The 13,587-nt window shown below is 71.8% G+C and carries 13 protein-coding genes; 12 read left to right on the top strand and 1 reads right to left on the bottom strand.

Going from position 1 to position 13,587, the window contains the following annotated elements:
* The first annotated feature begins 3 nt into the window (after positions 1-3).
* The 5 genes from ABEB28_RS04510 to ABEB28_RS04490 all read left to right on the top strand — a co-directional run bounded on the left by ABEB28_RS04510 (position 4) and on the right by ABEB28_RS04490 (position 4,286).
* Positions 4-864, top strand: a complete 861-nt coding sequence (locus ABEB28_RS04510) for an SDR family NAD(P)-dependent oxidoreductase (RefSeq protein ID WP_345726672.1) — start codon at positions 4-6, stop codon at positions 862-864.
* Positions 861-1,856, top strand: a complete 996-nt coding sequence (locus ABEB28_RS04505; protein WP_345726671.1) for an amidohydrolase family protein — start codon at positions 861-863, stop codon at positions 1,854-1,856. The genes ABEB28_RS04510 and ABEB28_RS04505 overlap by 4 nt, the downstream gene beginning before the upstream one ends.
* A 122-nt stretch (positions 1,857-1,978) precedes the next feature.
* Positions 1,979-2,893, top strand: coding sequence for an SDR family NAD(P)-dependent oxidoreductase (locus tag ABEB28_RS04500; protein WP_345726670.1), 915 nt, complete (start codon positions 1,979-1,981; stop codon positions 2,891-2,893).
* A gap of 2 nt (positions 2,894-2,895) precedes the next feature.
* On the top strand, positions 2,896-4,068 hold the full coding sequence (locus ABEB28_RS04495) for an amidohydrolase family protein (RefSeq protein ID WP_345726669.1): 1,173 nt from the start codon (positions 2,896-2,898) through the stop codon (positions 4,066-4,068).
* Positions 4,065-4,286, top strand: coding sequence for a hypothetical protein (locus tag ABEB28_RS04490; protein ID WP_345726668.1), 222 nt, complete (start codon positions 4,065-4,067; stop codon positions 4,284-4,286). The genes ABEB28_RS04495 and ABEB28_RS04490 overlap by 4 nt, the downstream gene beginning before the upstream one ends.
* 111 nt (positions 4,287-4,397) lie before the next feature.
* Here ABEB28_RS04490 and ABEB28_RS04485 read toward each other — a convergent pair whose 3' ends face one another.
* Positions 4,398-5,207: an IclR family transcriptional regulator gene (locus ABEB28_RS04485; RefSeq protein WP_345726667.1), complete on the bottom strand. Its 810-nt coding sequence runs from the start codon at positions 5,205-5,207 to the stop codon at positions 4,398-4,400.
* A 242-nt stretch (positions 5,208-5,449) separates the two neighbouring features.
* Between ABEB28_RS04485 and ABEB28_RS04480 the strand changes: the two genes are divergently transcribed.
* The 7 genes from ABEB28_RS04480 to ABEB28_RS04450 are packed head-to-tail and all read left to right on the top strand — an operon-like array spanning position 5,450 to position 13,582.
* The gene (locus tag ABEB28_RS04480; RefSeq protein WP_345726666.1) at positions 5,450-6,634 is read left to right on the top strand and encodes an acyl-CoA dehydrogenase family protein; all 1,185 of its coding nucleotides are present in this window, start codon (positions 5,450-5,452) and stop codon (positions 6,632-6,634) included.
* Positions 6,635-6,660: 26 nt separating this feature from the next.
* On the top strand, positions 6,661-7,770 hold the full coding sequence (locus ABEB28_RS04475) for an acyl-CoA dehydrogenase family protein (protein WP_345726665.1): 1,110 nt from the start codon (positions 6,661-6,663) through the stop codon (positions 7,768-7,770).
* 1 nt (position 7,771) lies between these two features.
* The gene (locus tag ABEB28_RS04470) at positions 7,772-10,084 is read left to right on the top strand and encodes a CaiB/BaiF CoA-transferase family protein (protein WP_345726664.1); all 2,313 of its coding nucleotides are present in this window, start codon (positions 7,772-7,774) and stop codon (positions 10,082-10,084) included.
* Complete coding sequence (locus ABEB28_RS04465) at positions 10,085-11,248, top strand: CaiB/BaiF CoA transferase family protein (RefSeq protein ID WP_345726663.1); 1,164 nt, start codon at positions 10,085-10,087, stop codon at positions 11,246-11,248. It begins immediately after the preceding gene.
* Complete coding sequence (locus ABEB28_RS04460; RefSeq protein ID WP_345726662.1) at positions 11,245-11,823, top strand: PaaI family thioesterase; 579 nt, start codon at positions 11,245-11,247, stop codon at positions 11,821-11,823. The genes ABEB28_RS04465 and ABEB28_RS04460 overlap by 4 nt, the downstream gene beginning before the upstream one ends.
* Complete coding sequence (locus tag ABEB28_RS04455; protein WP_345726661.1) at positions 11,820-12,461, top strand: NUDIX hydrolase; 642 nt, start codon at positions 11,820-11,822, stop codon at positions 12,459-12,461. Before ABEB28_RS04460 ends, ABEB28_RS04455 begins: the two co-directional genes overlap by 4 nt.
* A complete protein-coding gene (locus ABEB28_RS04450; protein ID WP_345726660.1) occupies positions 12,458-13,582 on the top strand; it encodes an FAS1-like dehydratase domain-containing protein in 1,125 nt (374 codons plus the stop codon). The genes ABEB28_RS04455 and ABEB28_RS04450 overlap by 4 nt, the downstream gene beginning before the upstream one ends.
* Positions 13,583-13,587 lie beyond the last annotated feature (5 nt).

Raw genomic sequence — 13,587 nt, 5'->3', positions numbered from 1 at the left:
GCCATGTCATCCCAGGCCGAGGAGCTGCTCGGGCTGACCGACGCGGTCGCGCTGGTGACCGGCGGCGGAGGGGGCATCCCCAAGGCCGCCGCGATCGCGCTCGCCCGAGCCGGGGCGCACGTCGCGGTCGCCGACATCGCCGGCGAGTTCGCCGAGCAGACCCGTAAGGAGATCGACGCGCTGGGACGCCGCTCGATCGCGCTGCAGGCCGACGTCCGGCGCCCCGACGACGTCCGCCGGATGGTCGAGACGACGCGCGCGGAGCTCGGGCCTCTGGCGGTGGCGGTCAACGGCGTCGGCAGCCTCGGCGCCGCGACGCCGAAGTCGTTCCTCGACTTCACCTTGGAGGAGTGGAACGGCCCGGTCGAGCTGAACCTCACGACCGCGATGCTCTGCATGCAGGCCGAGGCGCTGGCGATGATCCAGGACGGCGTGCACGGTGCGATCGTCAACTTCGCGTCGACCAGCGGGGTGACCGCCGCACCGTCGATCGCCCACTACGGCGCCGCCAACGCCGGCGTCATCCACCTGACCAGCTCGATCGCGCTCGAACTGGCGCAGTACGGCATCCGCGTCAACTGCGTCGTGCCGGGCACCCACGCGATCGACCGCACGGGCCGGGAGACTCCCACCTCGAGCCGCCCCGGCCAGGCCGAGTTCATGCGCCGGGCCGCCGAAGCCACGCCGATGGGCCGGCTCGGCACTGCGGAGGACACCGCCGGAGTCGCGGTCTTCCTCGCCTCCAGCCTGTCGTCGTACCTGACCGGCCACTCGGTCGTCTCCGACGGCGGCATCGTGCACACGACCCGCCGCCCGCCGGCCGGTGCGCTCACGCCGAAGGCGCTGGACGAGGTGACGCAGTGACCGACCTGGAGATCGTCGACTGCCACAACCACGTGCTGCGCAGCGCCGACCACAGCTGCGACCTGTACAGCAACCTGCTGCGGTTCAGCGCCGCGATGGGCCTACCGGACCGGCCGGAGTTCTTCGGCACGCCGGAGGAGGCCGAGCGCGTCATGGACGCGACCGGCATCGCGCACATGAACATCCTGATGTTCACCTGGTCCGGGGTCTACTGGCGTCAGGGCCAGAACATCCTGCCCGACGAATCGCGCGCTCGCGCCGCCGCGAGCGAGGACCTGCGGCAGCGCATCGTCCGCCGGATCCAGGACAACAACACGTGGGCGCTGGAGCAGGTCGCCGGCAACCCGCGGCTGAGCTGCTTCGTCGGCATCGACCCAGTGCTGATGGACTCGGAGACGCTGCTCGCCGAGGTGGAGAACGGGCTGCGCCGGGGCGCGCTCGGCGTCAAGCACGTGCCGATGAACCACTCCACCGAGGGCGACGACCCCCGCTTGCGCCCGGTGCTCGACTACTGCGCCTCGGCCGGAGTCCCGATTCTGACCCAGGCCGCCGGGTTCATGGCCGGACGACCCGGTCGCTGGGCGAAGCCGCTGGCCGACTTCCCGACGCTGAAGCTGATCTTCGCGCACCTCGGCCACGACCGGACGTTCGGCCAGGGCGCCGACGCGGAGGTGCTGGAGCTGGTCCGGGCGTACCCGAACGTGCACACCGACGTGTCGCTGCGGCTGATCGAGGTCGCCGAGGGGCACGTCAGCGCCGAGGACATGGTCGCTCACCTGCGGAAGCTGGGGTCCGACCGGGTGCTGTTCGGCAGCAACTGGGTGATCAGCGAGTACCTGTGGATGCGCAGCCGGCCGGGCGTCGCGCACCCGGGCAGCCACGATCGGCTCGACCGCGAGATCGAGGTGTTGAAGACGCTGCCGCTGACCGACGACGAGCGGACGGCGCTCGCCGCCGGCAACTTTCGCCGCCTGACCGGGCTCGGCCGATGACGGCCGCTTCCGGCCGGGCCGACCCTCGGCCCGAGCCCACTGTGGGCGGTCGCCCGCCGGGCCCGACGGTCCCAGCCGGAAAGCCGCTGCCCGGCGTCGCCGGAGCGGCGTTCGATGCGCCCGTGACCGACGGGACGGCGCCGCACGTCGCCGTGGTCACGGGCGCCAGCCGAGGCATCGGGCGGGCGATCGCGCGGCGGCTGGCCGCCGACGGGATCGCGGTCGCCGCCGCGGGCCGGTCGCTCCGCCCCGGCGACGGCACGCTGGCCGGGTCGCTGGAGGAGACCGTGGACCAGATCCACGCCGACGGCGGGCGCGCCGTCGCGATCCCGTTCGACCTCGCCGACCGGCAGGCCGATCGGGCGCAGATCCTGAGCCGCGCCGCCGACGCGTTCGGCGCGCCGGTCGACATCGTGGTGAACAACGCCGCCGCCGAACGCAACTTCGACCAGCGCTTCCCGGACATGACCCGGGACGCGTTCTGGCGGGCCGTCGAGACGAACGTGTGGGCGGCGTGGGAGCTGGCCGCGGCCGCGGTCCCCGGCATGCGGCAGCGCGGCGCCGGCTGGATCCTGATGATCTCCTCGTCGCAGGCCGGCCCCCGGCTCGGCCCGCCGTTCCCGCCCAACCCAACCTACGGCGCCGCGCTCTACGGCGGCACGAAGGCGATGATCGACCGGATCACGACCGGCGCGGCGATGGATCTCTACGACGACGGCATCGCGGTCAACGCGCTGGCCCCGGAGTACCAGATCGCCACCGAGAACGCGCAGCGGGTCGCCGGTGTCCGCGCCGACGAGGCAGAGCCGGAGGAGACGATCGCCGAGGCCGCGCTCGCGCTGTGCACCGGGGACCCCGCGGTGCTCACCGGTCGCATCGCCTACAACCTCTCGCTGCTCGTGGAGCTGAACCGGCCGGTGCACACCGTCGACGGCCGTGCGCTGCTGCCCGGCTGGCAGCCCGACGACATCGACCCGTCCCGCCTGCGTACGCCGTACCTGCGGGCGGCGCCCCATCCCGTGCAGTCCAGGAGGTAGACGTGCCGCTCCAGCCATCGATGAAACTGATCTCGGTCGACGACCACCTCATCGAGCACCCGCGGGTGTGGGCCGACCGGCTCCCCGCCAAGTTCCAGGAGCCCGGGCCCCGGATCGTCGACGAACCCTCGCCGTCCGGCGGGCCGCCGATCCAGGTCTGGTACTACCAGGGCAAACGGTTCCCCGCGATCGGGCTGAACGCGGTCGCCGGCAAGCGCCCGGAGGAGTACGGCGTGGAGCCGGTCCGCTACGCCGACATGATCCCTGGGTGTTACGACCCGCGGGCCCGCCTGGTCGACATGGACCTCGACGGCGTGTGGGCCGGGGCGAACTTCCCGTCGTTCCCCCGCTTCGCCGGGGCGTTGTTCACCGCCGAGGGCGGTGACATGGAGCTCGCGCACGCGTGCGTGCTCGCGTACAACGACTTCGTGTTGGACGAGTGGTGCGCCACCGACCCGCGCCGGTTCATCCCGCTGGTCGTGCTGCCGTGGTGGGACGCCGACGCCTGTGTGGCCGAGATCCACCGGACCGTCGCCAAGGGTGCGAAGGGCATCTCGTTCCCGGAGAACATGGTGCCGCTGGGGCTGCCCTCGCTCTACACCGACCACTGGGAGGGCGTGCTGTCCGCGGCCGAGGAAGCGAATCTGCCGCTCTGCATGCACTTCGGCTCGTCCGGGTCCCCGCCGGCCACCGCCCCCGAGGCACCGTACGCGGTGACGATCTCGCTCTACGGCACCAACCTGATGTCGGCCACCGCCCACCTGCTGTTCTCGCCGGTCTTCCACCGCCACCCGAACCTCAAGGTCGCGCTCTCCGAGGGCGGGATCGGCTGGGTGCCGTACCTGCTGGAGCGCATCGACGGTACCTGGGAGCGGCACCGCTGGTACCAGAACGTGGTCAAGGACGTCCGTCCGTCGGAGCTGTTCCGCAAGCACATCTACGGCTGCTTCATCGACGACGTCTTCGGGCTGAAGAACCGCCACGACATCGGCATCGACAACATCACCTGGGAGTGCGACTACCCGCACTCGGACTCCTACTGGCCGCACAGCCGCAAGTACGCCGAGAAGGTCCTCGCGGACGTGCCGGACGACGAGGCCCGCAAGATCGTGGAGACAAACGCGCGTCGGCTGTTCAACTTCTGGGACGACGAAGCTCGCGGAGTAGACGCGTGAGCGGGCGGCCCGACGACGGCGGAGCGGACATCCCGGAGGACGACTGGGTCGAGCAGGACCTGCTGACCCGGGCGCTGGCCACCGACCGGCTGGCGCAGCTGGAGGCCGACACCAGGGCGGAGCTGGCGGCTGAGGAGGGCGACCCGGCCGCCGCGGCCCTCCTCCGCCGCCGCCTCGCCGCGATCGAAGCCAGCCGCGCCAACATCGCGCGGTCCTGAGAGCACCGCCGCGAGGCCGGACGCCCGGCCTCGCGGCGTGTTGCTACTGAACTCTTTTCGACCTCACCTTTTCCCGCAGGCTGAACGCCGTCCGCAGGGGTCGGTCGAAATTCACTGGCCCGCGGCGATCGCCACGCGGGCTTCGCTCAGCGAGCCGGGCAGGTACCGGATCTGGCCGCTGAGCAGAGCGGTCGACACCTGCCGGGCGGCCGCCCGCACGGTTCCAACGAGCTGTTCGAAGTTCACCCGGCCGACCGGGCCGCAGATCGACACCGCGGCGCTCGGCGCGTCCGGGCGTCCCACCGGTGCGGCCACGCAGCCGATGCCGTGCGCGGACTCCTCCCGATCGAACGCGACGCCGCGCTCGGCCACCCGTCGGAGCTCCGCCCGCAGGCGTCGCTCGGAGACGAGGCTGGCCGACGTCGGCGCCTCCATCGGCCCGGCGAGCACCGCCTGCACGACGTCGTCGTGCGCGGCGGCCAGCAGCATCTTGCCGGCGGCGGTGCAGTGCGCCGGTGCGCGTCCACCGATTCGGGAGGGGACCTGCATCCCGAGGCGGCCGCCGACCTTGTCGAGGTAGATGATGTCGGTGCCGTCGAGCACCGCGAGGTGGACGACGAGCCCGGTCCGGTTCTGCAGGTTGTGCAGGTGCGGCAGGGCCGCGGACCGCAGCGCGTTGTGGTGGGCCGCCAGCGTGCCCAGCTCCAGCATGCGCAGACCGAGCTCGTAGGTGTTCTCCTCGCGGCGTAGCCAGCGCACCTTCACCAAGTGCTCGAGGATCCGGTGCGCGGACGACCGGGGGATCCCGGTTCGCGTGACGACCTGGGCGAGGGTCAGGCTGCCCACGCCCTCGAACGCACCGAGGATGTCGACCACGCGATCGATCATCCCGGCGGGCGTCGGCGACGTTGCCTTGCTCATGCGGCCTCCTACTGCCTGCGCGGCCCGTACCGCTCAAGTTAAGGCGACGTTTTCTTTCGGTCAACTAATAGCGGCGGATCCCGTCGCGGTCGGTTCCGGGCGGCGTCCGAGATGACCATCGGATGACCGCAGTGCGACAAGAGTTCCGCGAAACACTTGATCAGAAGAAACTAACTAGCTAGCGTCCGAGGGGTCGGCGTCGGATGCACGTCGCGCGGCGACAGGTCGGCAGGAGAGGTCACATGCATCTCAAGTACAGCCCTGAGCAGGAGAAACTTCAGCAGGAGCTGCGGGCGTACTTCGCGGACCTGATGACGCCCGAGGAGCGGAGACACTTACGCCACGGGTACTCGGCAGTGGCTGCGACGGAGGCCTACCGCAGCGTCGTTCGCCGGTTGGGGGAAGACGGGTGGCTGGGGATCGGCTGGCCGAGGGAGATCGGCGGGCAGGGGCGAACGATGGTCGAGCAGGCCATCTTCAACGACGAGGCAGCGTATGCGAACGTGCCGACTCCGTTGCTCACAATCAACAGTATCGGGCCGGCGATCGCCGCGCACGGTACCGAGGAGCAGAAGCGCACGCTCGTGCAGGGCATCCTCAAGGGCCGGGTGCACTTCGCGATCGGCTACTCCGAGCCCGACTCCGGCACCGACCTGGCGTCGCTGCGGACCCGGGCGGTGCGCGAGGGCGACGAGTACGTGATCAACGGCCAGAAGCTCTGGACCGGAATGATGGAGGCCGCCGACTACATCTGGCTCGCGGTCCGCACCGATCCGGACGCATTCCGGCACAAGGGCATCTCGGTACTCGTCGTTCCGCGCGATGCCCCCGGTGTCGAGTCGACCCGGTTGCGGACACTCGGCGACAACTCGATCGCGGCAGTCTCGTTCACCGATGTGCGCGTCCCGGTGGAGAACTGCATCGGTGGCGAGAACAACGGCTGGGCGATCATCACCGGCCAATTGAACTCCGAGCGGGTCGCGCTGGTCTCCTCCGTGCAGCTCGAGCGAGGCCTCGCCGCCGTGACCGCCTGGGCCAAGGAACAGCACTACCCCGACGGCACCCGGCTGATCGACAAGGCCTGGGTCCGGACCGCGTTGGCGCGGGTGAAGGCCGACGCGGAGTTCCTCCGCGTGCTCAACCGCAAGCTCGCCACCGCGGTGGACAACGGCAGCCTCAACGCCGCCGACGCGTCCTCGGCGAAGGTGTTCGGCAGCGAGCTGATGGGCCGCGGTGCGCGCATGCTCGCGCAGATCGCCGGTCCCGACGCGGTGTTCACCGACGACGATCCCGCCGCGATCCTCGGCGGCTCGATGGCGAAGGGCGTCGCGTCCTCCAACGTCATGACGTTCATCGGCGGCGTCAACGAGATCCAGCGCGACCTGATCGCCCAGTTCGGTCTCGGCCTTCCGCGCGCCAAGCGCTGACCGGCTCCAGCGACGAAGGGTTCCCCGTGGACTTCACGTTCGACGAAACGCAGCAGGACGTTCTCGACCTGGCGACGACGATCCTCACCGATCGCGGTAAGCCCGAACGGCTCAGCGCGGTGGAGGCCGCCGGCGACAGCGTCGACGAGGTGGTCTGGCAGGACCTCGCGGCCGCCGGACTGATCGGCATCGCACTCCCGGAGGAACTGGGCGGCAGCGGCGCCGGCTTCACCGAACTGTGCGTGCTGGTGCAGGCCGCGGCGCGCGCGTGCGTGCGGGTTCCACTGGTCGACACCGCGGTGGCCGTCGCTGCGCCACTCGCCCGCTTCGGCACGCCCGAGCAGCGCGAGCGGCTGGTGGCGCCGTTCGCCGCGGGGACGACGCTTCTGGTGGGAGCCCTAACCCGGCCCGGTGGTCGGGCGGCGCGGCCGGTGGTGACCCGCACGGCGGACGGCTGGGCGCTGCGCGGTGTGCTGTCCCACGTGCCGGCCGCCGATCGGGCCGAACGCCTGCTGGTCGACGCCGCCGACGAGACCGGTCGAGTCGGGCTGTTCCTCGTCGACCTGCGGTCGAGCACGGTGGAGCGGACGCCGCACGCCACCGTCGACCGGCTGCCGCGCTGGCACGTCCGGCTCACCGACACCCCCGTCGCGGACGCCGATGTCGTCCGCGCGTGCGGTGACGCCGCGGACGTTCTGGACTGGACGCTGCCCCGGATCGACGCCGCCCGATGCGCGGCCCAGCTCGGCCGCTGCGACGCCGCGCTGACGCTCACCGCGACCTACGTGTCCGAGCGCGAGCAGTTCACCCGCCCGATCGGTTCGTTCCAGGCGGTGGCCCACCGGTTGGCCGACGCCTACATCGACACCGAGGGCCTGCGGCTCACCACCTGGCAGGCGATCTGGCTGCTGGCCGAGGAGCTCCCCGCGGAAGAGGCGCTCGCGATCGCCACAGTCTGGGCGACCGAAGCCCCGACCCGCGTGGGCGAGGCGGCGATGCACCTGCACGGCGGCACCAGCGTGGATCTCGACTATCCCGTTCACCGGGCCTTCCTGGGGGCGAAGAACGACGTCTTCGCCCTCGGCGGTCCCGGCCAGCGACTCGAAGAACTCGGCGACCTCCTGGCGGTGAGCTGACATGACGGCATCGAACAACGACGTTCCCCGTTCCGCCCCCCTGACCGGCGTCCGGGTCCTGGAGTGGTCCCGGTCGATCGCCGGTGGCTACGCCGGCCGCACCCTGCGCGACGCCGGGGCCCGCGTCGTCCGCGCGGGCGCGCCCGGCAGCGGTCCGGAAAGGCCCGCGCTCGCCGCGTACCTGCACTCCGGCAAGGAGCGGACCGACGCCGACCTCGCCGACCTTCCGCGGGTAAGCCGGGAGGTGGACGCGGATATCGTCCTGATCGAACTCCCGGACGCCCCCGACGCCGAGCTGCGCGCGGCGTTCGACGACGACCGGGTCGTCGTCTTCCTCACGCCGTGGGGACTGGACGGTCCGTGGGCCGGAGCCGGACGGCCGTGGAGCGAGTTCACGCTCCAAGCCGAGTCCGGCTCGCTGAGCATCCGCGGTGTGCTGGAGAACGACCCGCTCGCGACCGGCAGCGCCGAGCCGCTGTGGATCGCCGGCGCGATGGCCGCCGGTGCGGCGATCGCCGCGCTGCAGGGCGGTCCGGACGGACGCGTACTCGACGTTCCACTGCTGGAAGTGTCGGGGTACTCCACGAACCTCTTCATCGACGTGATGGCCGCCGTGCACGGCATGCCCCGCGAGCCGTTCCTCCAGCGTCGGCGGCTGACGCCCTCGGTGGAGCCGGCGAGCGACGGCTGGGTCGGCTTCAACCTCGCCTCCGTGCAGAACCACGAGGACTTCCTCGTGCTCATCGAACGGCCGGACTACCTGGCCGACGAGGAGATGAAGACGCACGAGGGTCGCTACCGGCGGGCCGCCGAGCTGACCGAAGCCGTCCGATCCTGGACCCGGCGGCACACGGTCGCCGAGATCGTCGAGCGGGCGGCCGCGTTCCGGATCCCGTGCGCACCGGTCCACAACGGCCGGACGATCCTCGACGACCCCCAGATCGTCGCCCGCGACTTCTACCCCGACCATCCCGGTGGTGGTTTCCGGGAGCCGGCGCCGCCGTTCCTGTTCGACGGCGAGCGTCCGGCGCGCACCGGCGCGGCGGCAGCGGCGACCGGGGAGCGCCCCGACCGGCAGCTCGACCGGCCGGCGCCGTTCGCCGGGCTGCGCGTCCTCGACCTCGGGACCTGGTGGGTCGGTGCCTACGTCGGCTCGTTGCTCGGCGCGTTCGGCGCGGACGTGATCAAGGTCGAGAGCACCAACCGGATCGACGGTTCGCGGACGATGGGCGGTCTCCCGCCCACCCGCGACCACTGGTGGGAGTGCAGCAACTTCTACCTCGGTGCCAACGGCAACAAGCGGAACGTCACGCTCGACCTCTCCCAGCCGGACGGGGTCGCCCTGCTGCGCGAGCTCATCGCGTCGGCCGACGTGCTGATCGAGAACTACGCGCCCCGGGTCCTGGAGTCGGTCGGGCTCGACTGGGCGGCGGTCCACGAGCTCAACCCTCGGCTGGTGATGCACCGCATGCCGGCGTTCGGCCTCACCGGCCCGCGCCGCTCGATGGTCGGCTACGCGCAAACCGTCGAGCAGTTCTCTGGGCTCGCCTGGCGCACCGGCTATCCGGACGGCGACCCGACGAACCCCAGCGGACCCGCGGACCCGATGGGCGCGGCGAACTCGTTCTTCGCGCTCGCCGCGGCGATCTACCGCAGCCGCCGCACCGGCGTCGGCATGCTGGTCGAGTCCCCCCTGGCGGAGGCCGCTCTGGTGATGACCGCGGAGCAGGTGATCGCCTGGACCGGCGACCGTGAGCTGCTCACGGCGCAGGGCAATCGGGGGTCCGAGGCCCACCTCCAGGGCGCGTTCCGGGCCCGTGGCACCGACCGCTGGGTGGGGATCTCGGTACTCGACGAAGCCCAGTGGACGGCGCTCACCGAGGTCACCGGGTTCCGGCACTGGGCGGACGAGACAGACCTGGCCGATCGCGCCGGGCGCCGCGCCCGCGCCGCCGCGCTGGAGAAGGAACTCAGCGGCTGGATCGCCGAGCGCGACGCCGACGACGTGGTGGAGACGCTGCTGGCAGCCGGGGTTCCGGCGGCGCGGCTGATCGATGCCCGGTTCCTGCACGAGCACCCGCAGCTGGCCGGCCGTGGCTCCTACGAGCTCACCGAGCTGCCGTACGCGGGCACGCTCGCGCTGCCGACGCTGCCGTTCCGCCGCGTGGGGCAGCCCCAGTGGATGCGGCGGCGGCCGCCGACCCTCGGCGAACACAACGCGGAGATCCTCGGTGGGGAGCTGGGACTGTCCGACGAGCGGCTCGCCGATCTCGAGCGCCGCGGCGTCATCGGAACCAGGCCACTGGGGTTCTGAGTGAGTGCGAACGAAAACAGGACTTCGCTGGCGGGGCCGCTGGACGGCGTGCGGGTGATCGAGCTGGCCGGGCAGGGCCCCGGCCCGTATGCCTGCATGCTCCTGGCCGGACTCGGCGCGGACGTCATCCGGGTCGACCGCCTCAGCGCAGCCCGACCGACCCACCCGGAGACGGACATCCATGCCCGGGGGCGACGTTCGATCGCGCTGGACCTCAAGCAACCCCGCGCGGTGGAGATCGTCCTCGACCTGATTGAGGGCGCCGATGTGCTGATCGAGGGATACCGGCCCGGCGTGACCGAGCGGCTCGGGCTCGGCCCCGCGGAGTGCCTGCGCCGCAACCCGCGTCTGGTCTACGGCCGGATGACCGGCTGGGGACAGGACGGCCCGCTCGCGCAGGCCGCCGGACACGACATCAACTACCTGGCGCTCACCGGAGCCCTGCACGCGGTCGGCGAGCAGGACGGATCGCCGGTGCCGCCGCTGAACCTGGTCGCCGACTACGGCGGTGGTGGAGCGATGCTGGCGCTCGGCGTCCTCGCCGCGCTGCTGGACGCGTCCTCCTCGGGGCAGGGCCAGGTGGTCGACGCGGCCATGGTGGACGGTGTCGCGACGATGATGGCGCCGTTCTACGCGTTGGCCGCGCGGGGCGCGTGGGTGGACGAGCGCGGCAGCAACATCCTCGACGGCGCGGCCCCGTTCTACGGCGTCTACCGGACCAGCGACGACCGCTTCGTCGCGGTGGGCGCGATCGAGCCGCAGTTCTACGCCCGGCTCCTCGCGGGACTCGGGCTCGACCCGGCGGAGCTGCCGCCACAGCTGGACCGCGCCGGCTGGCCCGCGGTGAAAGCGCGCGTCGCCGAGATCTTCGCGACCCGCAGCCGGGACGAGTGGACGGCGGTGTTCGACGGCGAGGACGCCTGCGTGACGCCGGTCCTGAGCCTGCGCGAGGCGGTCGCGACGCCGCTCGCTCGCGCACGCGGCATGTTCCCGCTCGTCGACGGCGTGCCGTCGGCCGCGCCGGCACCGCGGTTCAGCCGGTGTGCTCCGGCCGCTCCCGGCCGGGTCGAGGCGTCCGGTGCGAGCACGGACGCGGTGTTGCGGTCGCTCGGTCTCGAGGAGAGCGACGTGGCGAAGCTGCGCGAGACCGGGGTCGCCGGATGAGCAGCTCCCTTCAGGGACGAGCGGAGCTGGTGGCCCGGTTGCGCGAGCTGAATGCGCTGAGCGTCATCGCGGAACTGGACGACGCCCGCGCTGCCGAGGTCGCCGAGCGGGTCGACGAACTGGCCAGGGAGCTTCGGGGTCCGTCGGCCCAGCAGCCGTGGTACTTCCGCCCCGGTGCCGCGCCGGTCGAAACCGGCGACGCCTGGGCGCTGTTCAATCCGGTCTCGCCGCCGCTGCGGATGCGCGTGGACGGCGGCCGCGCAACCGGCACGACCGTGCTCGGGCCCGAGTTCGGTGGCCCGCCGAAGGTCGTCCACGGTGGTTACGTCGCCGTGCTGCTCGACCATGCGCTCGGCATCTACCTGCACGGGGTCGGACGCTCCAGCCTCACCGCGCAGCTGTCCGTGCGGTACCTGGCCCCGACGCCGCTGGGTTCCCGGCTGACGGTGGAGGCGAGCCACAGCGAGATCGACGGCACCACCACGTACGCCTGGGCGACGGTCAGCGTCGAGGGCCGCGTGACCGCCCGGGCGGAAGGCCGGTTCGTCCTGGGCAGAGGGAAGTGGCGCTCGTGAGGTCGGCAGCGACCGTCGTCGTGCTCCGCGACGGTCCGGCCGGGGTGGAGACCCTCTTGGTCCGGCGCAGCCCGGACAGCCGTACGTTCGCCGGGGCCTGGGTCTTCCCTGGCGGCGCAGTCGAACCGGCCGATGGGGATCCGTCCGACACGGACGCCGTCCGCCGCGCGGCCGTGCGCGAACTGCGCGAGGAGACCGGCCTGGTGCTGCCGCCGGAATCGCTGCGCGCCTGGTCGTGCTGGATCCCGCCGTCCGAAGCGCCGGTGCAGGTGCGGACGTGGTTTTTCCTCGCCGTCGCGCCGGCGCAGCCGGTGACGGTGGACGGGCTCGAGATCACCGAGCACGCCTGGCTCACCGGCGAGCGAGCCCTCACCGAGCACGGCGAAGGGCTGCGCGCGCTGATGCCACCCACCTGGATGACGCTGCACGACCTCCGCCGTCTGCGCACGGTCGAGGAGGTGCTCGTCCGGACGAACCGTGAGCCGCCGACCTATCACGCCACCGTCACCCGCACCGCGGCCGGAACCGAGCTGGTCTGGGGATCGCCGCGCTCCGCCCGCCTGCGCATCGACCGGCTGCCGTGGCAGCTGCTGTCGACCTCCGCTGTCCCGAGTCCCGAGGGGATACGCCCGTCATGAGTCGCATCACCACACTCGACGTGTTCGAGAAAGAGTACCGCGAGGGCCTGGGACAGCCGCTGACGCCGAAGCCCTGGCGCGAGGTCACGCCAGAGTGGCTGCGTCGGCACGGCGACGGCTCCGGCGATTTCAACCCGCTCTACCGCGACCCGGTGTACGCCCGGGACGGCCGGTACCACCAACTCGTCGGCTCTCCCTCGTTCGTCTTCTCGATGAACTTCGGCGCGAACGCCTCGATCTGGGGCCACATCCCGCCCGCGGACGTCGCGATGAAGGACCTGAGCATCCTCTACCTCGGCGCCGACATCGAGTGGTACCGGCCGGTCTGGGTCGGCGACCGGGTCCGCTCGATCGAGACGCCGGTCGACGTCACTCCGACGACGATGCGGCAGCTCGGTGAGGCGTTGATCTGCTCGGGGCGTACCGAGTACTTCAATCACCGCGCCGAGCCGGTCGCCCGGGTCACCAACCGGATGCTGCGCTTCGTCAACCCCGGGAAGGGTGTGCAAGCCAGCGATACCGGGGACAAGCCGCGGGTCGCCCCCGATCCGCTGGTGTGGGAGCGGACCCGCCGGGGCGCACAACCGCGGTACTGGGACGACGTCCAGGTCGGCGAGGAGCTTCCGGAGCTGCCGAAGGGCACCTACACCACCACGGAGCTCTACCTGTTCACCTACGGCTCGCTGAGCACGAACCGGGCGCGTTACGTCGACGCGGGCACGATCGACATGGGAGCCGGTGGGCGCGCGGACCCCGAGTACGCCCGCGCGAACCGGTCCCAGGCGACCAGCTTCGACTACGGTCCGCAGCGGATCGCCTGGCTCACGCAGGTCGTCAGCGACTGGATGGGGGACCACGGCGACCTGGTACGGCTCTCGTCCCAGCTGCGCCGCCCCAACCTCATCGGCGACACGAACACCGTCTACGCCCAGGTCAGCCGAGTTCTCGACGCCGACGAGTTCGGCGGCGAGGTAGAGATCGAGGCTGCGGTCGTAAACCAGGACGAGGTGTCCACGGCGACGGCGACCGCGGTGGTCCGCCTGCCCCGGCCCGGCGCCCTGCCCGACCACAGCGTCCTGTTCGCGCCGGAGAAGTCCGCCGAACCCGGCCTGTACGGCTGACCTGT

The organism is Cryptosporangium minutisporangium (assembly GCF_039536245.1).
In the GTDB taxonomy this organism is placed as follows: Bacteria; Actinomycetota; Actinomycetes; order Mycobacteriales; family Cryptosporangiaceae; genus Cryptosporangium; species Cryptosporangium minutisporangium.
Note: the sequence above shows the minus strand (reverse complement) of the source record. Positions and strands in the feature narration are given on the sequence as shown.

Coding starts and splice junctions, on each gene's coding strand:
- ABEB28_RS04510 (WP_345726672.1), top strand. CDS start 4: ATGTCATCCCAGGCCGAGGAGCTGCTCGGGCTGACCGACGCGGTCGCG.
- ABEB28_RS04450 (WP_345726660.1), top strand. CDS start 12,458: ATGAGTCGCATCACCACACTCGACGTGTTCGAGAAAGAGTACCGCGAG.
- ABEB28_RS04470 (WP_345726664.1), top strand. CDS start 7,772: ATGACGGCATCGAACAACGACGTTCCCCGTTCCGCCCCCCTGACCGGC.
- ABEB28_RS04480 (WP_345726666.1), top strand. CDS start 5,450: ATGCATCTCAAGTACAGCCCTGAGCAGGAGAAACTTCAGCAGGAGCTG.
- ABEB28_RS04460 (WP_345726662.1), top strand. CDS start 11,245: ATGAGCAGCTCCCTTCAGGGACGAGCGGAGCTGGTGGCCCGGTTGCGC.
- ABEB28_RS04485 (WP_345726667.1), bottom strand. CDS start 5,207: ATGAGCAAGGCAACGTCGCCGACGCCCGCCGGGATGATCGATCGCGTG.